The organism is Amycolatopsis sp. NPDC043887 (assembly GCF_056435665.1).
The window spans coordinates 18805-42350 of sequence record NZ_JBWKEB010000004.1; the positions used below are offsets into that span (position 1 = coordinate 18805).

Sequence of the window (23546 nt, forward strand, 5' to 3'; positions counted from 1 at the left end):
CTGAGAGCGTTCCACCGGCCGCACCCGGTGTGTCGGCCGCCTCAGGTCAGGCGGGTGGTCTTGCTCGCCAGCGCGCCCGCGACGACGCCCCAGCCGACGAGCACCGCGAACGGGCCCCAGCCGAACGAACCGTCCAGCAGGACCGACCGCAGGCCTTCAGCGAGCGCGCCCGAGGGAAGCAGTTCGACGATCCACGCGACGCCGGACGGCATGGTCGACGGCGCCAGCAGGATGCCGCCGGCGAGCAGCAGCACGAACCAGACGATGTTCGCCAGCGCCAGCACGGCCTCCGCGCGCAGCGCCCCGCCGAGCAGCAGGCCCAGCGCGCCGAACGCGAGCGTGCCGACGATCAGGAACGGGACGGCGCCGAGAAGCCCGGCCGGCGACGGCGACCAGCCCAGCAGCGCGGCGACGGCACCGAGGATCACCGCTTGCAGCGCGACCACGACCAGCGCGGCGGCCACCCGGCCCGCGACGAGCAGCCAGCGGGGGAGCGCGGTGGCGGAAAGCCGTTTGAGGACGCCGTAACGGCGGTCGAAGCCCAGCGCGATGGCCTGCCCGGTGAACGCCGAAGACATCACCGCCAGCGCCAGGATCCTCGGCGTGATCCAGTCTGCTTTGGACGAATCGCCGAGTTGCGACGACGGCAGGATGTCCAGCAGCGACAGGCCGATCAGCAGCGCGAGCGGGATCAGCAGGGTCAGCAGGATCTGCTCGCCGTGGCGCAGCGTCAGGCTCGCTTCGACCTTCGCGTGCGTGCGCAGCATCTTGCCGAGCGAACCGCGGCCGGGGGCCGGGGTGAACGTGCCCGGGGCGAACCGGGGAGTGGGCGTCGTGGTCATGCGCGCAGTTCCCGTCCGGTCAGCTCCAGGAAGACCTCTTCCAGCGTGCGCCTGCCGACCTGCAGCTCCTCGGGCATGACACCCTGCTGCGCGCACCACGCCGTCACCGTCGACACCACCTGCGGGTCGATCGCGCCTTCGACGAGATACGTGCCCGGCGCCGACTCGTGGACGAGGTGCCCCTCGGGCAGCGCCGCGGTCAGCAGTGCGGTGTCGAGCCGCGTCCTGGCCTTGAACCGCAGCTGTGCGCTCTCACCGGCCTCGACGGTCAGCGACTGCGGGGAACCTTCGACGACGACCTTGCCGTGGTCCACGATCACCACGGTGTCGGCCAGCGTTTCGGCCTCCTCCATCAAATGCGTGGTGAGCAGGACGCTGACCCCGTCGGCGCGCAGCGCTTCGAGCAGGTCCCAGACCAGGCGGCGGGCCTGCGGGTCCATGCCCGCCGTCGGTTCGTCGAGGAAGAGCAGTTCCGGCCGTCCGACGAGCGCGCAGGCGAGCGAGAGCCGCTGCTGCTGCCCGCCGGAAAGCCGTTTGAACGGCGTCTTCCTCGCTCCCGAAAGACCGAGGACGTCCAGCAGCCAGGCGGGTTCGAGCGGGTTCGCCGCGCACGCGGCGACCAGTCCGAGCATCTCGTCGGCGCGGACGCCGGGATACGCGCCGCCGCCCTGGGGCATCACGCCGATCCGGGGCCGCAGCGCGGCGCCGTCGCGCGCCGGGTCCAGGCCCAGCACACGGACTTCGCCGTCGTCAGGCCGCAGGAAGCCTTCGCAGATCTCGACGGTGGTGGTCTTGCCGGCCCCGTTCGGGCCGAGCAGAGCGAGCAGCGTGCCACGGTCCATCCGCAGGTCGAGTCCATCGACGGCGGTGGTGGATCCGTAGCGTTTCACCAGCCCGGTGATCTCGACGGCGGGGGCGTTCACGACAGGTCACGATACGGCCTCACGCCGGGACCGAATGCTCCGGGGACGGTCTGGACAGCAGCAGTGGTGAGAGGCGGTGGACGATGAACAGCCCCAGTAGCGTGACGACCCCGGCGGCGGCCCACGCGAACGGCAGGACGAAACCGCGGCCCTCGAAGGTGCTTCCCGTCGTCGGCAGCAGGAACGGCAGAACGGCGGTGACGATCGTCGCGGCGATGCGGAACCGCGAGGTCCCCGCCGCCGCGGCGAGCGGGATGATCGCCCACAGCAGGTACCAGGGCTGCAGCGCGACGTGCAGCACCATCACCGCGCCGAGGGAGACACCGAGGCCGATGATCGGCCGGTAGCGCCATTTGAAGCTGTCCCAGAGGAACTTGACCGTCACCGCGCCCGCGACGAGATAGCCGAGCGAGCCGAGGATCGGCACCATCGCGTTGGTGTGGTTGCCGAGACCGAGCGCGATGCCGAGGACACCGCCGAGCGCGGCGAGTTCCGACGTCGGCGAAATCCAGGAGCGGACCAGTCCCGGCGTGCCGAGCGCGCCGACCCAGCCGAAACCGAGGCCCGTGCCGTAACAGACCGCCACCAGGGTCACGCCGAACAGCAACGCCATTGGCACCGCCGCGGTGACCAGGTCCTTGATCCGGCCGTGCCATCGTCTGGCCACCATCACCGTGAAGAACGGCAGCGCCAGGATCGCGTTGATCTTCACCGCGACGCCGAGGGTGATGAGCACCACCCCGAGCCCGATGTAGAGGAGTTCGCCCTTGGCCGGCGGGGGCGGCTCGTCGTTCTTGAACCGCACCGGCATCCGCTGGAGACCGACCTCCAGCCCGGCCACCATGAGCCCGATCGCGAGCGCGTCGTTGTGGGCGCCCGCGACGAAGTGGAAGATCAGCAGCGGGTTCGCCGCGCCGAGCCACAGCGCGGTGGCGGGCTGCACGCCGAACCGCCGGGCCAGCCGGGGCAGCGCCCAGATGATCAGGATGACGCCGATCAGCGCGAGCCCGCGCTGCAGCAGGACCCCGGTGACGATGTTGCCACTGCTCAGCGGGGCGAGCCAGCCGCCGAGGCGGAGCAGCAGCGGGCCGTACGGTGCCGGGGTCTCGCGCCACATGTTGGAGACGCCCGAGGTCAGCGGATCGGAGACGCCGAGCGCTTCGGCCGGGCCGAGGGAGTACGGGTCCATCCCGCGGGCGACGATCTCGCTCTGCGCCAGATAGCTGTAGACGTCGCGGGAGAACAGCGGCGGGATGAACAGCAGCGGCGCGCACCAGAGCGCGATGGTGCGGGCGAGCTGGCCCTGGGTGGCGAGGCGGCGGCGCGCGGGCTGCGCGAACCGGCCGAGCAGCAGCCAGCTGAGCACGATGATCGCCATGCCCGCCAGGCCCATCGCGAGCGAGACCATGGGGATCCGGGTGAACAGCCGCAGCACCGGGATCTCCTGGACCGGGTTGATCACCGGGGCGGCGCCCGCGCCGAGCGAGCCGAGGGCGAGGAACAGGGAACCGACCGCGCCGAACCGGCGGACCACGTTCAGCCCGCGCAGTTCCTTGTCGTCCAGGGGGTCCGGATCGTGCGGGCGCCCGGGGACGAGCGTCGCCACCGACCCCGCCGACTCCACGGCCCGGTCTTCCGGCTCTGCCCCGTCCATGTCCCGCTGTGCCGGGTGATCGCCCACTGCCACGCACGAAGGGTAGCGATGCCGGGAACAGACCGGGCGGGTACGTGGTTACCCCTGTGCTCAGCCGGGCCGACGTGACCCACGCCACTCCGTGAGGCACCCCTCTTTGCCGTCTCCCCGGAAATACGTCACACTTGTGTTGTGAAAAAGACGGGGACGCAGGACGAGGCCGGTGGCGACATGCCCCGCGCCGAGGTTCAGCCTGTCCCCGCGCAGGTCGGCCCCGAGGGCCGGACCAGGCACGAAGTGGCCCGCCTGCTGCTGGAACAGGGACCGATGACCGCCGTCGTGGTGGCCGAGCAGCTGGGGATCAGCGCCGCCGCCGTCCGCCGTCATCTCGACGCGCTGCTCGCCGACGGCGAGGCCGAAACCCGGGACGCGCCCCGCCGCGGCCCCCGCGGACGAGGCCGTCCGGCCAAGAACTTCCTGCTCACCGAAGCCGGCCGCGCCCGGTTCGGGCACGCCTACGACGACCTCGCGTCCTCGGCCATCCGCTTCCTCGCCGAGCACGCAGGCGAAGACGCCGTGAAGGCCTTCGCGGAGGCTCGGGTCGCTTCGCTGGTCGGCCCGCATCAGGACGCGATCACCAAGCACACGGACCCCGCCTCGCGCGCCGAGGCCCTCGCTGCGGCGCTGACCAGGGAGGGCTACGCTGCGTCGACCCGTCAGGTCGGTGTCGGCGAACAGCTCTGCCAGCACCATTGCCCGGTCGCCCACGTCGCCGCCGAGTTCCCTCAGTTGTGCGAAGCCGAGACAGAGGCTTTCGCGGAACTTCTGGGTACTCACGTCCAGCGGCTCGCGACCATCGCACGCGGTGACAACGCGTGCACCACACACGTACCCGTCGTCTCGGCGGGTCACCCGGCCACACCCGGGCCGGGAAGCACGGCGCCCTCCCCGGGGCGCACAGCACGGATCCCGAATGGAGGGAAACCCGCATGACTGCCGCTGCCGAGCAGCGCACTCCCACCACCGCGCCCATGAGCCAGGAAGAGACCATCGAGTCCCTTGGCAAGTACGCGTTCGGCTGGGCGGACTCCGACGAGGCGGGCTCAACGGCCCGTCGCGGACTGAACGAGGACGTCGTCACCGACATCTCCTCGAAGAAGTCCGAGCCGGAGTGGATGCGCGAAGCGCGACTCAAGGCGCTCAAGCTCTTCGACTTGAAGCCGATGCCCAACTGGGGTGCGGACCTCTCCGGGATCGACTTCGACAACATCAAGTACTTCGTGCGGTCCACGGAGAAGCAGGCCACTTCCTGGGAAGACCTGCCCGAGGACATCAAGAACACGTACGACAAGCTGGGCATCCCCGAGGCGGAGAAGCAGCGCCTCGTCGCCGGTGTCGCGGCGCAGTACGAGTCCGAGGTCGTCTACCACCAGATCCGCGAAGACCTGGAGGCGCAGGGCGTCCTGTTCCTGGACACCGACACCGCGCTCAAGGAGCACCCGGAGATCTTCAAGGAGTACTTCGGCTCCGTGATCCCGGCAGGGGACAACAAGTTCTCCGCGCTGAACACCGCGGTGTGGTCCGGCGGCTCGTTCATCTACGTCCCCAAGGGCGTCAAGGTGGACATCCCGCTGCAGGCGTACTTCCGCATCAACACCGAGAACATGGGTCAGTTCGAGCGGACCCTGATCATCGTCGACGAAGACGCCTACGTGCACTACGTCGAGGGTTGCACCGCGCCGATCTACCAGTCCGACTCGCTGCACTCGGCGGTCGTGGAGATCATCGTGAAGAAGGGCGCCCGCTGCCGTTACACGACCATCCAGAACTGGTCGAACAACGTCTACAACCTGGTCACCAAGCGCGCCAAGTGCGAAGAGGGCGCGACCATGGAGTGGATCGACGGCAACATCGGTTCCAAGGTCACGATGAAGTACCCGTCCGTGTTCCTCATGGGCGAGCACGCCAAGGGCGAGGTCCTCTCGGTCGCGTTCGCGGGCGAGGGCCAGCACCAGGACGCCGGCGCGAAGATGGAGCACCTGGCGCCGCACACCTCCTCGACCATCGTGTCGAAGTCGGTGGCGCGCGGCGGTGGCCGCACTTCGTACCGCGGCCTGGTCAAGGTCGCGAAGCGGGCGCACCACTCGCGGTCCAGCGTGGTCTGTGACGCGCTGCTGGTCGACACGATCTCGCGGTCGGACACGTACCCGTACGTCGACATCCGCAACGACGAGGTCTCCATGGGCCACGAGGCGACCGTCTCGAAGGTCAGCGAAGACCAGATGTTCTACCTCATGTCGCGCGGTCTCGACGAGGCCGAGGCCATGGCGATGATCGTGCGCGGGTTCGTCGAGCCCATCGCGCGTGAGCTGCCGATGGAGTACGCGCTCGAGCTGAACCGCCTGATCGAGCTTCAGATGGAAGGGTCCGTCGGCTAGTCATGTCGGTTACCGAGAACAACGTTTCCGAAGCGATGCGCGAGGGCGTTGGCGAGCCCGCCGGCTCTGGAGGCACAGTTGTGCCGGCCACGTCCCGCGCGGAGCGCTTCACCTCCTACGACGTCGAGGCCTTCGAGGTCCCTGGCGGTCGTGAGGAGAACTGGCGTTTCACTCCGATGAAGCGGCTGCGTGGCCTGCACGACGGGTCCGCCGCCGCTTCGGGTTCGGCCGCAGTGGACGCCGACGCCGCGCCCGAACTGAAGATCGAGACGGTCGGCCGGGACGACGAGCGCCTCGGCGCCGCGGGTGTCCCGAGCGACCGGATCGCCGCGCAGGCGTACTCCTCGTTCACCGAGGCCACCGTCATCACGGTGCCCAAGGAGACGAAGACGTCGAAGCCGTCGACGGTGAAGATCACCGGCCCCGGCGAGGGCAAGGTCGCCTACGGGCACGTGCAGGTCCGCGCCGAGCAGTTCTCCGAAGCGGTCATCGTCCTCGACCACGTCGGTTCCGGCACCTACGCCGACAACGTCGAGTTCGTCATCGGCGATTCGGCGAACGTGACCGTGGTCAGCGTCCAGGACTGGGCCGACGACGCGGTGCACGTCTCCGAGCAGCACCTCAAGCTCGGCCGCGACGCCACGCTCAAGCACATCGTCATCACCCTGGGCGGTGACCTCGTCCGCGTCTCGCCGACGGCGACGTTCGCCGACAAGGGCGGCGACGTCGAGATGCTCGGCCTGTACTTCGCCGACTCGGGCCAGCACCAGGAGCACCGGCTCTTCGTCGACCACGCGGTGCCGAACTGCAAGTCGCGGGTGATGTACAAGGGCGCGCTGCAGGGCGACGACGCGCACACCGTGTGGGTCGGCGACGTGCTGATCCGGGCGGCCGCCGAGGCCACCGACACCTACGAGCTCAACCGCAACCTGGTGCTGACGCCGGGCGCGCGGGCGGACTCGATCCCGAACCTGGAGATCGAGACCGGCGAGATCGAAGGCGCGGGCCACGCGAGCGCGACGGGAAGGTTCGACGACGAGCAGTTGTTCTACCTCCAGTCGCGCGGAATCGGCGAAGACGCCGCGCGTCGCCTGGTCGTACGCGGGTTCTTCCACGAGATCCTGGTCAAGATCGGCGTTCCCGAGGTGCGCGAGCGTCTCGAGGCCGCGATCGAAGCCGAGCTCGAAGCCGTGGGCGTCTAAGCCCTCGTCCGTCCACATCAGACTTTAGGAAAGAAATGCCTACGCTGGAAATCAAGGATCTGCACGCCTCGGTCACGACCGAGGAGGGCCCCAAGGAGATCCTCAAGGGCGTCAACCTGACCATCAAGTCGGGCGAGACCCACGCGATCATGGGCCCCAACGGTTCGGGCAAGTCCACGCTGTCCTACGCCATCGCCGGTCACCCCAAGTACGAAGTCACCTCCGGGCAGGTCCTGCTCGACGGTGAGGACGTGCTGGAGATGAGCGTCGACGAGCGCGCCCGCGCGGGCCTGTTCCTCGCCATGCAGTACCCGGTCGAGGTTCCGGGCGTGTCCATGTCCAACTTCCTCCGCACCGCGGCCACCGCGGTCCGTGGCGAGGCCCCCAAGCTGCGCCACTGGGTCAAGGAGGTCAAGGAGGAGATGGGCAAGCTGGAGATCTCGTCCGAGTTCGCCGAGCGTTCGGTGAACGAGGGCTTCTCCGGCGGCGAGAAGAAGCGCCACGAGATCCTGCAGCTGGCGCTGCTCAAGCCGAAGATCGCCATCCTCGACGAGACCGACTCCGGCCTCGACGTCGACGCGCTGCGCGTCGTGTCCGAGGGCGTCAACGAGTTCAAGGCCAACAACGACGCCGGCGTCATGCTGATCACGCACTACACGCGGATCCTGCGGCACATCACGCCCGACTTCGTGCACGTCTTCGCCGGCGGCAAGATCGTCGAGTCCGGCGGCCGTGAACTCGCGGACGAGCTGGAGGAGAACGGGTACGTCAAGTACACCGGCTCCGCCGAGACCGCCGCCGTCTGATCACTGAACTTCACGACTACACCGAGAGGAGTTGGCCCGATGACCACCACCACGGCTAACTCTGTACCGCTGGACGTAGCGGCCATCAGGGCCGACTTCCCGATCCTGACCCGCACGGTGCGGGACGGGAAACCCTTGGTGTATCTGGATTCCGGTGCGACGTCCCAGAAACCGGCGCAGGTGCTCGAAGCCGAGCGCCGGTTCCTGGAGACCTCGAACGCCGCGGTGCACCGCGGCGCGCACCAGCTCGCCGAGGAGGCGACCGACGCCTACGAATCCGCCCGCGTGCGGATCGCGGAGTTCGTCGGCGCCTCCCCGCACGAGCTGGTGTTCACCAAGAACGCCACCGAGGGCATCAACCTCGTCGCCTACGCGATGAGCAACGCCGCCACGGCCGGTCCCGGGGCCGAGCGGTTCAAGATCGGTCCCGGCGACGAGATCGTCATCACCGAGATGGAGCACCACGCGAACCTGGTTCCGTGGCAGCAGCTCAGCCAGCGCACCGGCGCGACGCTGAAGTGGTTCTCCGTCACGGCGGACGGCAGGCTCGATCTGTCCAATGTGGACGAACTGATCACCGAGCGGACCAAGGTGCTCGCGTTCACGCACCAGTCCAACGTGCTCGGCACGATCAACCCGGTCGACTTCCTGGTGAAGAAGGCCCGCAAGGTCGGCGCGCTGGTCGTGCTGGACGCCTGCCAGTCGGTGCCGCACTTCCCGGTGGACCTGCACGCGCTGGACGTCGACTTCGCCGCTTTCGCCGGGCACAAGATGGTCGGCCCCTACGGCATCGGCGTCCTCTATGGACGCCGTGAGCTGCTCGAAGCGATGCCGCCGTTCCTGACCGGCGGCTCGATGATCGAGCTGGTCCGCATGGAGCAGACCACCTTCGCCGCGCCGCCGCAGCGGTTCGAGGCGGGCACCCCGATGACGTCGCAGGCCGTCGGCCTCGGCGCGGCCGCCGACTACCTGTCTGCGATCGGCATGGACCGGGTCGCCGCGCACGAACACCTCCTCACCGAGGCGGCGCTCGCCGGGCTCGGCGAGATCCCTGGCGTGCGGATCATCGGCCCCACCGACATGACCGACCGCGGCGGACTGGTGTCGTTCGTCATCGACGGCGTCCACCCGCACGACTCCGGTCAGGTGCTGGACAGTCTCGGTGTCGCCGTCCGCGTCGGGCACCACTGCGCGTGGCCGCTGCACCGGGCCTGCTCGGTGCCCGCGACCGTGCGCGCTTCGTTCTACGTCTACAACACACTGTCCGAAGTGGACGCTTTGGTGAACGGTGTGCGTGAGGCGCGGAAGTTCTTCGGGGTGGCGTGATGAACCTCGAAAGCATGTACCAGGAGATCATCCTGGATCACTACAAGAACCCGCACGGCCGTGGCCTGCGCGAGCCGTTCGACGCCGAGTCGTTCCAGGTCAACCCGACCTGCGGCGACGAGGTGACGCTGCGGGTGAAGGTCGACGACGGGAAAGTCGCCGACGTCTCCTACGAGGGACAGGGCTGTTCGATCAGCCAGGCTTCCACGTCGGTCTTGACGGATCTCGTCGTCGGGCACACCGTGGAGGAGGCGTTCACCACCATGGACGCCTTCGTCGAGCTGATGCAGGGCAAAGGGCAGATCGAACCCGACGAGGACGTGCTGGAGGACGGCATCGCCTTCGCCGGCGTGGCCAAGTACCCGGCCCGCGTGAAATGCGCCCTGCTCGGGTGGATGGCGTTCAAGGACGCCGTCGCCCGCACGACCAACGGAGTTGAGACGGCATGACCGAACAGCAGACCGAAACCCGCGAGGGGCGCACGGCCGCCGACCTCGACGCCGAGACCGCCGCCGCCCCGGACGCCGCCGACGTGGCGAAGGTCGAGGACGTCGAAGAGGCGATGCGCGACGTCGTCGACCCCGAACTCGGCATCAACGTCGTCGACCTCGGGCTGGTCTACGACATCCGGGTCGAGGCGGACAACACCGCCACCATCGACATGACCCTGACGTCCGCGGCCTGCCCGCTGACCGACGTCATCGAGGACCAGACCGGTGCCGCGCTCGTCGGCGGGGGAACCGGGCTGGTCAAGGACTTCCGGATCAACTGGGTCTGGATGCCGCCGTGGGGCCCGGAGAAGATCACCGACGACGGCCGCGAACAGCTGCGGGCGCTCGGCTTCACCGTCTGACCTCTTTTGCGCGTGAAGGCCCCCTTCCCTCGGGTCACCCGAGGGAAGGGGGCCTTCACGCGCTTCTCTGCCAAGGTCAACGCCATATAGTCACCCTTTCGTATAACGATCTATACGGCTCGGCGACGGCGCGCGCGTCGCAATAAGCTGCCGGAATGATCGTCCGGTCCATCGCGCTGTTCGCGCTCGCCGCGCTGCTGGAGATCGGCGGCGCCTGGCTGATCTGGCAAGGCGTCCGGGAACACCGCGGCTACCTCTGGATCGGCGCGGGCGTCGTGGCACTCGGCCTCTACGGCTTCGTCGCGACATTGCAGCCCGACGCGAACTTCGGCCGCATCCTCGCCGCGTACGGGGGAGTGTTCGTCGCGGGTTCACTGGCGTGGGGGATGGTCGCCGACGGCTACCGGCCGGACCGCTATGACGTCATCGGCGCTTTGATCTGCCTCGCCGGGGTCGGGGTCATCATGTACGCGCCCCGGGGTTGAACGAGAGCCATCGGCGCTATTCTGCGCTGTGATCGAAACGGACTTTCCCGCTCCGCCCGCCGAAAGACCCGGGCCGAAGCGAAGATTCTCCCCGCTCCTGCTCGTGATGATCCTGGTGGCGATCGTCGGCGTGGGCACCGGCGGATACGGGTTCTGGACCCTGCTGAGCTACCGCATGGCGAGCGTCCCCAGCGGCGGGATGACGCCCACGATCCAGCCGGGAGCGGTCGTGCTGTACCGCTGGACCGATCTCCCCGAGATCCCTCGCGGCTCGGTCGTCCTCATGGATCTCGCCGCGTTTCCGGACGCGGCCCCCGGCGACGGCCGGATTATCAAACGGGTGATCGGTGTCGGTGGTGATCAGGTCGTCTGTTGCACGCCCGACAATCTGATCACCGTCAACGGGAAGCCGGTCAAAGAGCCGTACACCGACGACGACAACGGGTACGGCCGCAAGGAGTACATGCCCTTCAGCGTCCAGGTTCCGCCGGACGCGGTGTTCGTCGCGGGGGATCAACGGAACAACTCCCGGGACTCGCGGATCTACGCCGGCATGCCGGGCGACGGTGCCGTCCCCCTGTCCAAGGTGTACGGAGTCCTCGTCGGTATGGGGAGCACCCTGGGCGCCGAGCCTTTTCCGCAGACCACGGCTTTCGTCGAAGCGGGACTTCCCGGGGATCCCGTGTCCGACACCGGATTCCGTACCTCGCGGAACCTCGCGTTCGCGGGCGCCGGGCTCGTCGTCCTCGGTGTCATCGGGGCGATCGTGATCGTTGTCCGCTCCGCCGGAAAACGACGAAGAGCAGCCGCAATCCCACCAGTGCACTGACCACCAGCAGGTTATAGCCGAACATCTGGTGCAGCGTGACCCCGTCCAGGACCTCCGGGCCGGTCGCGCTGCCCAGCAGCAGTACGGCCATCAGCCCGGTGGCCACGCCGACGAACGCCAGCAGGATCTCGTGCACCAGTCCGGTGACCACGTCGCGGTCGCGTTCGTCGGAGAACAGCCGGACGTTGACCGAAAGCCTGCCCTGTTCCAGCGCGTTGCCGATCCGGTCGACGCGGCGCGGCAGCCGCCGCAGCACCGGCAGGAGCGCCATCAGTTCGTTGGTGGCCGTGGCCCGCAGCGATTCCGGTCGCAATCCGGCACCTACTTGCTCGGCGGCGTAGGCGCGGGATTCGACGACGATGTTGAACCCCGGTGCCAGCGCGGCCAGCGTTCCCTCCAGGGTGGCCAGCGCGCGGAACACCGCGGCGATCGGCGGGGGCACGCTGAGCCGGAAGTCGGCGATCACCCGGAACAGGTCGGTGAACATGTCCAGATCCGGCGCCTGTCCGTGGTTGAAATGCTTGGCCACCAAGGAACCCAGTGCCCGCTCCAGGCGTCGTTCCTCGATCTCGTCCGGCCGGTCGACGATCTCCAGCAGACCGTCGCGCAGCGCGGCCGGGTCGCCGCGGTCGAGCGCGAGGATGAGGTTCTGCAGCCCGCCGCGCAGGCCCGAGTCGAGCCGTCCGACGGAGCCGAAGTCGAGCAGGCCGAGCCTGCCGTCGGTGAGCAGCAGGACGTTGCCGGGATGCGGGTCGGCGTGGAAGACACCGCTGCCCATCACCTGGCCGAGCACGCACCGCAGCATCGACCGCGCGAGGTCGGCCCGTTCCGCGGCCGGGACCTGCTCCCGCGCGGCGGCGAGCGGCTTGCCTTCGAGGCGCCGCATCACCAGGACCCGTTCGGTGGACAGTTCTTTGTGGACGGTCGGCAGCGCGACCTCGGTGCCGGGGTACGCGGCGGCGACCGCTTCGATGTTCCTGGCTTCGGTGCGGAAATCGAGCTCTTCGACCAGCGCGTCGGCGAATCCCTCGGCGAGGTCGACGACGCCGAGCGAACGGGCCCAGCCCGCGCGCAGGTCCAGCGCGGCCGCCACCCGGCGGACGATGTCGAGGTCCCGGTCGACCAGCGCCTGCACACCGGGCCGCTGCACCTTGACGACCACTTCCTGTCCGTCGCGCAGCTTCGCCCGGTAGACCTGCGCGATCGACGCGGCCGCGATCGGTTCCGGGTCGAACTCGGCGAAGATCTCGTCCGGGTTTCCGCCCAGTTCCTCCCGCAGCACTGTCGCGACCTCGTCGGCGTCGGCGAAGGCGACCTGATCCTGGAGTTTGCTGAGCTCGTCGACGAACACCGGCGGCAGCAGATCGGACCGCGTCGAGAGCAGTTGGCCGAGTTTCACGAACGTCACGCCGCCCTCCTCCAGCGCACGCCGCAGCGATCGCGCCAGTTTGGCGTGCCGGACCTGGGCGAGGCCGGGTTCGCGACGGCCGGTGAGGTACCGGCCGAGGCCGTGCTTGATCGCGATCCGGGTGATCTGCGAGTAGCGCCGCGTCCGCGCCGCGCGGCGGCGAAGTGACCGGATCCTGCCGATGAGCCCCAGCCCGGAGCCCGACGGCAGCGCGAGTTCCGCGACGAACAGGAAGATCAGCGTCGCGAGGAACGCGCCGCCCAGCACCGGGATGACCAGCCCGGCGAAGGCCCCGCCCATGTACATCGGCGAGGGGAACGCGCTGAGGATGCCGCCCGCGACCAGCCAGCCGAAACCGGCGGCGCAGAACGCGCGGATCACGCCGATCCGCACACCCAGCACGCGGCGGGCGGCGACCACGAGCGGCCACAGCATCAGCGCGTAGACGGGCAGGGTGAGCAGGCCGAGCAGCAGGTTCATGCCGAAGAGCACATCACGCGCAGTCCGCGGGGGATTCCCGCTCCGGCGGGACGGTACTCACCCTTGAGAGGGAGCGGGCCCCGAAGTTGTACGTCGTGGTCGCCTCCCGGGGCGCGAACAGGACACCGAGAACGGCGATCGCCGCCGCCACGAGAAAGCCCGTACGGAGGTCGAGGAGATCGCCGAGGAGACCGATGAGTGGTGCCCCGGCGGCCTGGCCGAGCGCCAATGCCAGGAAGGCCACACCGACACCGAACGCGGGTGCCGTCGGGTAAGCCCTGGTGCCCCAGAGGATCAGTACACCGGTCAGTCCGATGTAGACGGCCCCGAAGAGCGCGGCCGCGATGACGAGCGCGGGGAGCGACCGAGTGGCGAGGGCGAAGAGCGCCGTGGCGGAGGCGAACAGGATCATCCCCGCCGACCAGGCCCGCCGCAGTCCCGCCCGGGAGGTCAGTTCGGCGGTGAACGCGCCCGCCAGGCCGACCGCGCCGAGGACGATCCACACCACCGTCGACGCGGTCTCGTCGAGCCCGCCGGCGCTCACGGCGATGTCCCGGCCGAACGTCCAGATCGCGGCGCTGGCCAGGCCGAGCGTCGCGGCGGCGGGCAGCAGCCGCCCGGTGGCGGGTGGGAAGAGCGGCACCGGCAGGCCCCGCGCGCGGTCTTCCTTGACCGGCGGCACGACCCGGGCGATCCACAAGGTCACCAGCGCCGAGGCCGCGGCGAAGGCCCACCAGGCCATTCGCCAGTCACCGATGGCGAGCAGGGAGACCGGGCCGGAGATCAGCACGCCGAGCCCGGTCCCGGCGTTCACCACGGACTGGGCACGGTCACGGCGGGTTGCCCGGACGACGCGTGAGACCGCGTCGGCGAGCGAAGGGGAGGCCAGGCCTGTGCTGGCGCCGGCGAGGACGACACCGAGCGCGAGCACGGCAGCGTTCGGCGCGGCCGCGATCAAGGTGGTTCCCGCGGTGGCCGTCGTCCCGGCGGCGAGCGCACCCGCCCGCGCTCCCCAGCGGGTCGTGATGGCGGTCGAGGCGACTACGGCGAGGCAGTACGCGACGTAGCTTCCCGCCGCGATGGCACCGAGAGCGCTGCCGTCGAGGTCGAATTCCGTCCGGAGAGTCGGCGCGAAGAGGCCGTACGCGTACCGCGCGAGTCCGTAGGAGACCGCGATCAGCGACAACCCGGCCGCGGTGAGGGTCAGTTCGCGTTTGTATGAAGACACCAGCTGCTCTCCTTCCTGTGTATACCGATCGGTATACTTCGGGAGTGTTCCCGCATTTCGCGTACACGTCAACCGATCGGTATAGTCGGAACCATGCTGACCCCAGCCGGCGAGCGTGTCCTGAGCTCCGCGAGTGAGCTCTTCTACCGAGAGGGCCTCAACGCGGTGGGCGTCGCGGCCGTGGCCGAAGCCGCCGGCGTCACGAAGAAGACCCTGTACGCGTGCTTCGGGTCGAAGACGGAGCTCACCGTCGCGTACTTGCGACGTCGTCACGACGTCTGGTGGGCGTACCTCGAAGAGCGGCTGGCCGAAGCCGATCGTCCTCGGGCGCTCGTGGTCTTCGACGCCTACATCGATCACCCCCGGCTCGGGAGCGACCGGGGTTGCGCGTTCCTGAACGCGGCCGCCGAACTGCCCGCTGGGCATCCCGGACTCGACGTGATCCGGCGGCATAAGGCGGCGGTACGGGCGAAGTTCGCCGAGCTCCTCCGCGAGGACGCCCCCGGCGCGCCCGATCCGGAGCGGCTCGCGGAACAGCTCTTCCTCCTGCTCGAGGGCGCTGTCGCGCACACCGGCATCGACGGGGACGCGCACCGCGTCACGCTCGCGAGGGAGATCGCGGAGATACTCGTGAGGGATACGCGCGAAGCCGGCGCACGCTAGAAAGAGCGCATGCGACTTTTCGGCCCGCTCGTCGAACGGGCGACCTACCGCCGGTGGGTGTACTTCATCCTCGGTGGCGCGCTGAGCGTGCCGTACATCCTCTTCGCGGCCATCGTGGTGCCGTCGTTGCTTCCCCTCGTCGTGACGGTGGAACGCGGCATCGTCGTCGCGATGATCACCGTCGTCCTGGTGATGGTCGCGTCGTCGTTCATCCCCGCCGTCCGGGTGCTGGAGGGCGCGGCCGTGCGGGAACTCCTGGACGATCCCGTCCCCGGCGTGACGTTCGGACCCGCGTCGAGCTGGCCCGTCCGGCTGCGGTCTACCGCGATGTTCCTGCTGCACGTGAGCACCGGCTGCGTCGTCAGCCTGGTGAGCCTGGTCGTCCCGGTCGCGTTCGGGTTCACGATCGCGGCCCCGTTCACCGGCCGGATCGCACTGTCCGCCGAGGACCCGATCGAGGTGCCGAAGGGCTGGGCGAGCGCGTGGATCCCGCTGGCGTTCCTGCTCGGCGTCGTCGCGCTGGCCTACGTCGTGTGGGGAGCGGGCGCGGTGCTGACCCGCTGCGCCAAGAGCCTGCTGGGGATCTCGGCCGCGGAGCGGATCGCCCAGCTGGAGAAGCGCACCGAACAACTCGCCGAACGCAACCGGCTCGCGCGCGAACTGCACGACTCGGTCGGGCACGCGCTGAGCGTCGTGACCATCCAGGCCGGTGCCGCACGCCGCACACTGAGGTCGGATCCCGATTTCACCGAGCAGGCGCTGACCGCCATCGAGGACTCCGCCCGCGCCGCGCTGGACGACCTCGACCACGTGCTCGGGCTGCTACGTGACGAGGCGTCGTCGAGGACCCCGCAATCGGGGCTGGCGGAGCTGCCCGCGCTGGTCGAAGCGACACGGCTGGCGGGCGCCGAGGTGGCGGCGGAGGTGCGGGGTGAACCGTCCTCGGTGCCGCCGGTCGTCTCCCGTGAGGCGTACCGGATCCTGCAGGAATGCCTGACGAACGCGCTGCGGCACGCCGGTAAGGTTCCGGTGACGGTCCTCGTCGACGCCGGAACGGAGCTGTTGCGCTTGCGGGTGTCCAACCCGCTCGGCGCCGCGGCGCCTTCTCGCGACGGGGGCGGCAGGGGGCTGAGGGGAATGACGGAACGGGTGGAAGTGCTCGGAGGCACGATCACCGCGGGCCGTGCGGACGGATTCTGGAAGGTCGAGGTGGCGGTGCCATGGGGGAAACGGCGATGAGCATCGGGGTACTGCTGGTCGACGACGAACAGCTCATCCGGGCGGGGCTGCGGGCGATCGTCGCCTCCGAGCCCGACCTCGAGGTCGTGGGTGAAGCGTCCGACGGCGCCGAAGTGCCGGGGCTGGTCTCGCGGTTCCGGCCCGACGTCGTGCTGATGGACGTCCGGATGCCTTCGGTCGACGGGATCCGCGCGACCACCCATTTGATGTCCACTATGGACAATCCGCCGAAGGTGATCGTGGTGACCACCTTCGAGAACGACGACTACGTCTACGACGCCCTGCTCGCCGGTGCGAGCGGCTTCCTGCTGAAGCGGGCCCGGCCCGAGGAGATCGTCGCGGCGATCCGGACGGTGGCGGCGGGGGAGTCGCTGCTGTTCCCGGCCGCGATCCGGCGGCTGGCCGCGCGACAGGCGAACCGGGGCCCGCAGGACGGTCTCGCCGGCGCCGGGCTCACCGAACGCGAAAGCGAGGTGCTGCGGCTGATGGCGGGCGGACTGTCCAATGTGGAGATCGCGGGCGAGCTGTACCTCGGCGTACAGACGGTCAAGACGCATGTGGGGAACGTGCTCGCGAAACTCGGCGCGAGGGACCGGACGCAAGCGGTGATCAAGGCCTACGACACCGGATTCGTCACACCGGCGGGCTGAACGGGGCAGGGTTCCGGAGTGGACAGGCAACGTCGATCGCCGTTGCCTGCTGGGGGCTGGGCACGGTCGCCGCCGCGGGCGCCGTGCTCGGGACGGCGCAGGTCGCTCAGGCCGCCGAAGAGTCCGAATCAGACACGCCCGCTCGGTCGAGAAGCTGACTTCCGCCACTGTCCGCACCTACGCGGCCGCTCCGTATCGGGCGTCCAACGGCGGCTGAAGGGGGCGGGAGTCGGTGCTCATGTCGCGAAAGCCACTTTCGCAACGCGCCTTGTTCCTGGGTAATGCGGGGAAAGCGTCCTTCCGCTACTCCAGGGCGGCGAGGATCAGCGCGGCCATCGCGGCCGGATCCCCGTTTTCCGGGCGCAGCACCAGATCCGGGCTCTCCGGCTGCTCGTAAGGAGCGTCCACCCCGGTGAACCCGCTGATCTCACCCGCCCGTGCCTTCGCGTACATCCCCTTGGGGTCGCGGTCTTCGCAGACTTCGAGCGGGGTGTCGACGAAGACTTCGAGGAACGGCAGCCCGGCCGCCTCGTGCGCGGCGCGGGCCAGTTCGCGGTCGGCCCGGTACGGGCTGATCAGGGAGACCACCGACACCACCCCGGCGTCGGCGAACAGCTTCGCGACTTCGGCGACGCGACGGACGTTCTCGGCGCGATCGGCGGGGCTGAAGCCGAGGTTCCCGTTCAACCCGTGCCGGAGGTTGTCGCCGTCCAGCAGGTACGCGGGCCTGCCGGACGCGACCAGCCGCCGCTCCAGTTCCACGGCCACACTCGACTTCCCGGACGCGGAAAGCCCGGTGAGCCAGACGGTCAGCCCGCGTGTCGCCCGTTCCGTCCTGCTGACCGCGGCGGTGTGCCAGACGACGTTCGAAGCGGTCACGCCCGGGCCGGTGATCATGCCGGCCGCGACCGTCGCCCCGGAGTGCTCGTCGACGAGGAGGAAGCCACCGGTGGAGCGGTTGCGGCGGTAGGAATCGAACAGCAGCGGCTGCCGTGCGCGCAGCCGGATCCGGCCGATTTCGTTCAGTGACAACGACTCCGCGGTCTCGTCACGGTGCAGGGTGGTGACGTCGAGCCGGTAGTCCAGTTCGCGGATCTCGGCCTTGGTCTCCCGGGTGGTGTGCCGCACGACGTAGGTGGAGCCGGGTTTCAGCGCCCCTTGTTCGGAGAACCAGCACACCATCGCGTCGACGTCCCTGCTGGTGTGGGGACGGTTTCCGGGGCGGCAGATCAGGTCACCACGGCCGAGGTCGAGGTCGTCTTCGAGTTCGATCGTGACGGCCTGCGAGGCGAAGGCCTCGGTGACCGTGGTGCCGCCCGGGCCCCAGATCGCGCGCACCGTCGTGGTGAAGCCGGACGGCAGCACGGCGACCTCGTCGCCGGGTTTGAACACCCCGCCCGCGACTGTTCCCGCGTAGCCGCGGAAGTCGCGGCTGTGCTCCCGGATCACGTACTGCACGGGGAATCGCGCGTCGATGAGATTGCGATCCGAGGCGACATGCACCTGTTCCAGGTGGTGCAGCAGGGAAGTCCCTTCGTACCAGGGCATACTGGCGCCCCGGTGCACGACGTTGTCGCCGTGCAGCGCCGACATCGGCACGAAGGTGAGATCGTGCACCTGGAGTTTCATGGCGAAGCGGCGGAATTCCTCGCGGATCTCTTCGAAGCGCTGCTGAGACCAGCCGGCCAGGTCCATCTTGTTGACACACAGCACCAGATGCGGGATGCCCAGCAGGCTGGCCAGGAACGCGTGCCGCCGCGACTGTTCGAGCACGCCCTTGCGGGCGTCGATCAGGATCAGCGCGAGATCCGCGGTGGACGCCCCGGTGACCATGTTCCGGGTGTACTGCACGTGCCCCGGCGTGTCGGCGATGATGAACTTCCGCCGGGGCGTGGCGAAGTAGCGGTGGGCGACGTCGATGGTGATGCCTTGTTCGCGTTCCGCGCGGAGACCGTCGGTCAGCAGCGCGAGGTTCGGGTACGCCTCGCCGCGGTCGCGGCTGGTGCGTTCGATGGCTTCGAGCTGGTCGGTGAACACCGTCTTCGAATCGAACAGCAGACGGCCGATCAGGGTCGATTTCCCGTCGTCGACACTGCCCGCGGTCGCGAGGCGGACCAGCGAAGCGCTCATCAGAAGTAGCCTTCCTTCTTCCGGTCTTCCATGCCCGCCTCGGAGATCCGGTCGTCGGCGCGGGTGGCGCCGCGTTCGGTGAGCCTGCTGACGGCGACCTCGGCGACCACCTCACCCGGCGACGTCGCCGTCGACTCGACGCAGCCGGTGCAGGTCGCGTCGCCGACGGTCCGGAAACGAACCGTTGCCTCGTAAGGACTTTCGCCTTCGTTCAGGGTGAGGAACCGGGTGTGCGCGAGCAGCATCCCGTCCCGCTGGACGACCGGACGCCGATGTGAGTAGTAGATCGACGGCAGGTCGACGTTCTCGGCTTCGACGTACTGCCAGATGTCGAGTTCGGTCCAGTTCGACAGCGGGAAGACGCGGATGTGCTCGCCCTTGCGGTGCCTGCCGTTGTAGAGGTCCCAGAGTTCCGGCCGCTGATTGCGCGGGTCCCACTGGCCGAACTCGTCACGGAAGCTGAACACGCGCTCCTTCGCGCGGGCCTTCTCCTCGTCGCGCCGCGCTCCGCCGAACACGGCGTCGAAGGTATGCTCGCGGATTCCCCTGAGCAGGGCGGCGGTCTGAAGACGGTTGCGGCCGGCCTTCGGGTCTTCGACGACCCGGCCGGCGTCGATGTCGTCCTGGACGCTGGAGACGACGAGCCTGAGCCCGTACCTGTCGACGGTGCGGTCACGGAATTCGACGACCTCGTCGAAGTTGTGCCCGGTGTCGACGTGCATCACCGGGAACGGCGGCGGTGACGGCCAGAACGCCTTGGCCGCCACGTGGAGCATCACCATCGAGTCCTTGCCGCCGGAGAACAGCAGCACCGGCCGTTCGAAGGTCGCCGCGACCTCGCGGAAGATGTGCACGGCTTCGGCTTCCAGTGCTTCGAGGTGGGTGAGCTCGTATGCCGGGGACGCCATCGTGACCTCCGTGGTTCGAGATCAGAAAAGTAGAACAAGTTCTTGTGCTTGGTCAAGGGCTGGGGGACGCTGTCGGCATGGACCTGGTCGCGCTCGAAGAGATCCGTCGCCTGAAAGCCCGCTACCTCCGCTGCCTCGACCTCAAGCTGTGGGACGAGATGGCCGAGACCCTGACCGCCGACGCGCACGCGCGCTACGGCACGCCGTCGTACGGCAAACCACTGACCTTCGAAAGCCGCGAAGCGATCGTCGAGTTCTTCCGGAACGCGGTCGGCCCCGGCGTCACGACGGTGCACTTCGCCGGCCAGCCGGAGATCGACGTCGACGGCGACACCGCGACGGGCACGTGGCTGATGCGGGACAAGGTGATCGTGCCCGAACACCGGGTGGTGATCGAGGGCGCCGCGTACTACGAGGACACCTATCGGCGGGTGGACGGCGTGTGGCTGACCGCCTCGACCCAATACGACCGGCTGTACGAGACGATGATGTCGATGGACGACGTGCCGAGCCTGAAGCTCACCGCGAACCGGTGGGCTTCCTGACCCGCACGAACCCGGAACACGCGACTATCGCATTCAGAGGACTAAACGCGGGGGTGGCGGCCTCCGGATTCGGCGGTGACGGCGTCGGCGGTGGCGACCAGCGCCGCGCCCCGCCGCGCGATCTCCGCGCCGGTGATCGGTTCGCCGACCGAGAGCGTGAGCACGAGCTCTTGCCGTCCCGAAGCGTCGAACGTCGGCGCGGCGAGCAGGCTCACCGCGTGCTTGCGGCGCGGCTCCAGATCGGCGCCGAGGTAGACGCGCTCGCCTAGGCTCGACACGAGTTCTCCCACCAGGCCCCGCACTTCCGGCGGGAGTTCCTCCGCGCCGACGCCCGCCATCAGCGCGTAGAGCCGCCGCCCCGCGGCCGTCAGGCTCTCCACCAGGTAACCGTGCTCCCGGCATTCGGCGACGACGCGACGCAGGTGCGCTTCGTCCAGCCGCACCGGAACCGCCGGCGGTTTGGCGAGCCACGCGTCGAACGCCGCGTCGGAATCCCACAGCACGTACATCAGGCCGACCGGCGGCGCGAACGGGTAGGTCTCGCCCAGTTTGATCCGGCCGGGACCGGCGCTCTGCAACATCAGAATCCGGTCGCCGACCACGGCCGACGCCGTGCACGTGGTGCCGTATCGCCTGCTCAGCTCCTCCAGATGACGGCGCGCGACCTCGCTCGCACCGAAGCCTTCGCTCGCGACGCGGCCGGCGGCGACCATCGCCGGGCCGAGCCGGTACGTGACCGGCTGAGGGTCCCGGATCAGATAACCGCCCGCCGTCAGCTCGGTGACGATGCCGAGACAGGTCGGTTTGGCCAGGTCCAGCCGGCGGGCGAGTTCCGACAGGCCGAAGCGACGGCCTGGGTGCGCGGCGAAGAAGTCGAGCAGCCGCACGACTCGCTCGGTGGGCGGTGAGCGCCGGGTCATTGACCCATCCTTAGAACGCGTTCTAGCCTGATGGTACGAAGAACGTACCAGGCCGGTACGTATTTGTACCAGTATGAGGAGTCGCCGGTGCTCACTCAACCGTTCGCGGACGCGATCGTCGAAGCAGAGAAGATCATCGCGGAGGCGCCGCACATCCGGACCGAACAGGATCTGGTCGAGGGGTACGACTACCTCGCGGGCAGCATCCGCGCGTCCCTGCAGATGGCGTGGGCCTACGAACGGGACTATCCGTTCTTCACCCAGTCCACCGGGCCGTACACGAAGATGGGCCTGGACAACCCGGACACGCTGTACTTCAACGCGAACATCCGCGAGGACCGCGAATACGTCGTCACCGGGACGCGGGGGAGCACGGCCGACGTCAGCTTCCAGGTTCTCAACGGCGACTACTCACCCGTCGAGGTGCCCGACAGTCTCGCCGCCTTCGACGATCGCGAGATCGAGATCGCCGAGGACGGCTCGTTCGAACTCCGCTTCGGGCCGGCGAAACCCGACCCTGGACCCAACTACTTCGTCCTCGGCCCGGGTTCGTCGATGCTCGTGGTGCGCGAGGTCTACAGCGACTGGGCCACCGAACGCCGCGGCACGATCCAGATCCAGTGCGCCGACACCGCGGGCGGTGCGCCCGCGCCGCTCACCCGTGACGGGCTGGCCAAGCGGTACGGCGTCACCGGCAAGATCCTGCTGAGCAGGCTGCGCACCTTCCTCGCCTTCCCGAAGTGGTTCTACCTGAACCTGCCGGTGAACACGATGACCGAACCGCGCCCCACTCCGGGCGGCCTGACCACGCAGTACTCGTCGGCCGGGCACTACGAACTCGGCGACGAGGAGGTCATGATCGTGACGGTGCCGCGTTCGGACGCGCCGTATCAGGGCATCCAGCTCGGCAGCGTCTGGTATCTCTCGCTGGACTACATCAACCATCAGACGAGCCTCACCACCGACCAGGCGCGGGTCGACCCCGACGGCAAGATCCGCTTCGTGATCAGCGAACGCGACCCCGGCCTGGCGAACTGGCTCGAACGCACCGGGCACGACCGCGGTTACGTCCAGATCCGCTGGCAGCGCCTGTCCCGCGCGCTGGACAAGACCGACGGCCCCGAGGTCGAGGTGGTGAAGTTCGGCGAACTCGCCGACCGGCTGCCGTTCCACGACGAGGCGCGCGTGACCCCGCGGGAATGGGCGGACCGGATCTCGGCCCGGCAGAAGGCCGTCGCGGCGAGGATGCTGGGATGACAGATCTCTTGCGGGACAAGGTGATCGTGGTCTCCGGGGTCGGCCCTGGGCTCGGCCGGTCGATCGCCGTGCGCTGCGCCGCGGCGGGCGCCGACGTCGTTCTCGCCGCCCGAACCGAATCCCGGCTCGCGGAGGTCGCCCAGGAGGTCGACGCGCTCGGCCGCCGCGCGATCACCGTGCCCACCGACATCACCGACGACGCTTCGGCGGCGAACCTCACCGAGGCCGCGGTGAAGGCGTTCGGCCGGGTGGACGCCTTGGTGAACAACGCCTTCGCCATCCCGCCGATCATGGATCTCGCCGACGTCGACCTCGCCGACGTGCGAGCGGGCTTCGAGACCAACGTACTCGCCGCGCTTCGGCTCACGCGCCTGTTCACGCCTTCGCTCGCCGAGAGCGGCGGTTCGGTGGTGATGATCAATTCGGCCGTGCTGCGGCATTCCCGGCGGACGTTCGGCGCCTACAAGATGGCGAAAGCGAGCCTGCTCGCGCTCGCGCAGAGTCTCGCCTCGGAACTCGGGCCGCGTGGGATCCGGGTCAATTCCGTGGCGCCGGGCTACATCTGGGCGGACTCGCTGAAGTGGTACTTCGCTTATCTGGCCAAGGAACGCGGGGTGCCGCCGGAGCAGGTGTACGCCGAGACGGCGGAGACGATCGACCTGCGCCGCCTCCCGGAACCGGACGAGATCGCCGACACCGTCGTGTTCCTGGCCTCGTCGCTCGCCCGGTGCGTCACCGGCCAGTGCCTCGACGTCAACGCCGGCGAATACCACCACTGAAG

Annotated in this window: 23 protein-coding genes; 15 read left to right on the plus strand and 8 right to left on the minus strand. The window is 69.0% G+C overall.

The features are described from left to right. Positions 1–41: 41 nt before the first annotated feature. From AC069H_RS12265 to mptB, 3 genes are read right to left on the minus strand one after another with little or no spacing between them, the layout of a single operon-like run. Positions 42–842 (minus strand): ABC transporter permease, encoded by an 801-nt coding sequence (locus AC069H_RS12265; RefSeq protein WP_478232295.1) that lies wholly within the window; start codon positions 840–842, stop codon positions 42–44. Beyond that, a complete protein-coding gene (locus tag AC069H_RS12270) occupies positions 839–1765 on the minus strand; it encodes an ABC transporter ATP-binding protein (RefSeq protein ID WP_478232296.1) in 927 nt (308 codons plus the stop codon). Before AC069H_RS12270 ends, AC069H_RS12265 begins: the two co-directional genes overlap by 4 nt. 19 nt (positions 1766–1784) lie before the next feature. Further along, on the minus strand, positions 1785–3419 hold the full coding sequence (gene mptB / locus AC069H_RS12275) for a polyprenol phosphomannose-dependent alpha 1,6 mannosyltransferase MptB (protein WP_478232562.1): 1635 nt from the start codon (positions 3417–3419) through the stop codon (positions 1785–1787). Between the two features lie 171 nt (positions 3420–3590). Here mptB and AC069H_RS12280 point away from each other — a divergent pair, with 171 nt between their 5' ends. From AC069H_RS12280 to lepB, 9 genes are all read left to right on the plus strand, one after another. Further along, positions 3591–4391 carry a helix-turn-helix transcriptional regulator gene (locus AC069H_RS12280; RefSeq protein ID WP_478227546.1) on the plus strand — a complete coding sequence of 267 codons (801 nt, stop codon included), beginning with the start codon at positions 3591–3593 and terminating at the stop codon, positions 4389–4391. A gap of 38 nt (positions 4392–4429) precedes the next feature. After that, complete coding sequence (sufB, locus tag AC069H_RS12285) at positions 4430–5836, plus strand: Fe-S cluster assembly protein SufB (RefSeq protein WP_435832241.1); 1407 nt, start codon at positions 4430–4432, stop codon at positions 5834–5836. Between the two features lie 2 nt (positions 5837–5838). Next, positions 5839–7038 carry a Fe-S cluster assembly protein SufD gene (gene sufD, locus AC069H_RS12290; RefSeq protein WP_478227547.1) on the plus strand — a complete coding sequence of 400 codons (1200 nt, stop codon included), beginning with the start codon at positions 5839–5841 and terminating at the stop codon, positions 7036–7038. 35 nt (positions 7039–7073) lie between these two features. Then, on the plus strand, positions 7074–7844 hold the full coding sequence (gene sufC, locus AC069H_RS12295; protein WP_007029703.1) for a Fe-S cluster assembly ATPase SufC: 771 nt from the start codon (positions 7074–7076) through the stop codon (positions 7842–7844). Between the two features lie 39 nt (positions 7845–7883). Further along, positions 7884–9170 (plus strand): cysteine desulfurase, encoded by a 1287-nt coding sequence (locus tag AC069H_RS12300; RefSeq protein ID WP_478227548.1) that lies wholly within the window; start codon positions 7884–7886, stop codon positions 9168–9170. Next, positions 9170–9619, plus strand: a complete 450-nt coding sequence (gene sufU / locus AC069H_RS12305; RefSeq protein ID WP_007029705.1) for a Fe-S cluster assembly sulfur transfer protein SufU — start codon at positions 9170–9172, stop codon at positions 9617–9619. Before AC069H_RS12300 ends, sufU begins: the two co-directional genes overlap by 1 nt. Continuing rightward, a complete protein-coding gene (locus tag AC069H_RS12310) occupies positions 9616–10023 on the plus strand; it encodes a metal-sulfur cluster assembly factor (protein ID WP_034311811.1) in 408 nt (135 codons plus the stop codon). The genes sufU and AC069H_RS12310 overlap by 4 nt, the downstream gene beginning before the upstream one ends. Positions 10024–10178: 155 nt before the next feature. Next, positions 10179–10508, plus strand: a complete 330-nt coding sequence (locus tag AC069H_RS12315) for a YnfA family protein (protein WP_125687586.1) — start codon at positions 10179–10181, stop codon at positions 10506–10508. Between the two features lie 28 nt (positions 10509–10536). Further along, positions 10537–11337, plus strand: coding sequence for a signal peptidase I (gene lepB / locus AC069H_RS12320; protein ID WP_478232297.1), 801 nt, complete (start codon positions 10537–10539; stop codon positions 11335–11337). On the opposite strand, the gene AC069H_RS12325 is transcribed toward lepB, so the two are convergent. Both AC069H_RS12325 and AC069H_RS12330 read right to left on the minus strand, forming a co-directional pair. After that, complete coding sequence (locus tag AC069H_RS12325) at positions 11261–13225, minus strand: ABC1 kinase family protein (protein ID WP_478232298.1); 1965 nt, start codon at positions 13223–13225, stop codon at positions 11261–11263. The two genes, lepB and AC069H_RS12325, sit on opposite strands and share 77 nt — an antisense overlap. Positions 13226–13238: 13 nt before the next feature. Further along, positions 13239–14453 carry an MFS transporter gene (locus AC069H_RS12330; protein WP_478232299.1) on the minus strand — a complete coding sequence of 405 codons (1215 nt, stop codon included), beginning with the start codon at positions 14451–14453 and terminating at the stop codon, positions 13239–13241. A gap of 93 nt (positions 14454–14546) precedes the next feature. Between AC069H_RS12330 and AC069H_RS12335 the strand changes: the two genes are divergently transcribed. The 3 genes from AC069H_RS12335 to AC069H_RS12345 are packed head-to-tail and all read left to right on the plus strand — an operon-like array spanning position 14547 to position 17005. After that, positions 14547–15116, plus strand: coding sequence for a TetR/AcrR family transcriptional regulator (locus tag AC069H_RS12335; protein ID WP_478232300.1), 570 nt, complete (start codon positions 14547–14549; stop codon positions 15114–15116). A 9-nt stretch (positions 15117–15125) separates the two neighbouring features. After that, positions 15126–16355, plus strand: coding sequence for a sensor histidine kinase (locus tag AC069H_RS12340; RefSeq protein ID WP_478232301.1), 1230 nt, complete (start codon positions 15126–15128; stop codon positions 16353–16355). Then, positions 16352–17005, plus strand: a complete 654-nt coding sequence (locus tag AC069H_RS12345; protein ID WP_478227554.1) for a response regulator — start codon at positions 16352–16354, stop codon at positions 17003–17005. The genes AC069H_RS12340 and AC069H_RS12345 overlap by 4 nt, the downstream gene beginning before the upstream one ends. A 303-nt stretch (positions 17006–17308) precedes the next feature. Here the strand turns inward: AC069H_RS12345 and cysC are convergent, their stop codons facing one another. Together cysC and cysD are read right to left on the minus strand one after the other, a co-directional pair. Then, entirely contained in the window at positions 17309–19135 is a 1827-nt protein-coding gene (cysC, locus tag AC069H_RS12350; protein WP_478232302.1) for an adenylyl-sulfate kinase, read from the minus strand. After that, entirely contained in the window at positions 19135–20043 is a 909-nt protein-coding gene (gene cysD / locus AC069H_RS12355) for a sulfate adenylyltransferase subunit CysD (RefSeq protein ID WP_478227556.1), read from the minus strand. Before cysD ends, cysC begins: the two co-directional genes overlap by 1 nt. Positions 20044–20120: 77 nt before the next feature. Here cysD and AC069H_RS12360 point away from each other — a divergent pair, with 77 nt between their 5' ends. Continuing rightward, positions 20121–20588: a nuclear transport factor 2 family protein gene (locus tag AC069H_RS12360; RefSeq protein ID WP_478227557.1), complete on the plus strand. Its 468-nt coding sequence runs from the start codon at positions 20121–20123 to the stop codon at positions 20586–20588. A gap of 41 nt (positions 20589–20629) precedes the next feature. Here the strand turns inward: AC069H_RS12360 and AC069H_RS12365 are convergent, their stop codons facing one another. Next, positions 20630–21508, minus strand: a complete 879-nt coding sequence (locus tag AC069H_RS12365; RefSeq protein WP_478232303.1) for an IclR family transcriptional regulator — start codon at positions 21506–21508, stop codon at positions 20630–20632. An 87-nt stretch (positions 21509–21595) separates the two neighbouring features. Between AC069H_RS12365 and AC069H_RS12370 the strand changes: the two genes are divergently transcribed. Both AC069H_RS12370 and AC069H_RS12375 read left to right on the plus strand, forming a co-directional pair. Continuing rightward, complete coding sequence (locus AC069H_RS12370; protein ID WP_478227559.1) at positions 21596–22765, plus strand: hypothetical protein; 1170 nt, start codon at positions 21596–21598, stop codon at positions 22763–22765. Continuing rightward, the gene (locus tag AC069H_RS12375) at positions 22762–23544 is read left to right on the plus strand and encodes an SDR family oxidoreductase (protein WP_478227560.1); all 783 of its coding nucleotides are present in this window, start codon (positions 22762–22764) and stop codon (positions 23542–23544) included. Before AC069H_RS12370 ends, AC069H_RS12375 begins: the two co-directional genes overlap by 4 nt. Positions 23545–23546: the final 2 nt, after the last annotated feature.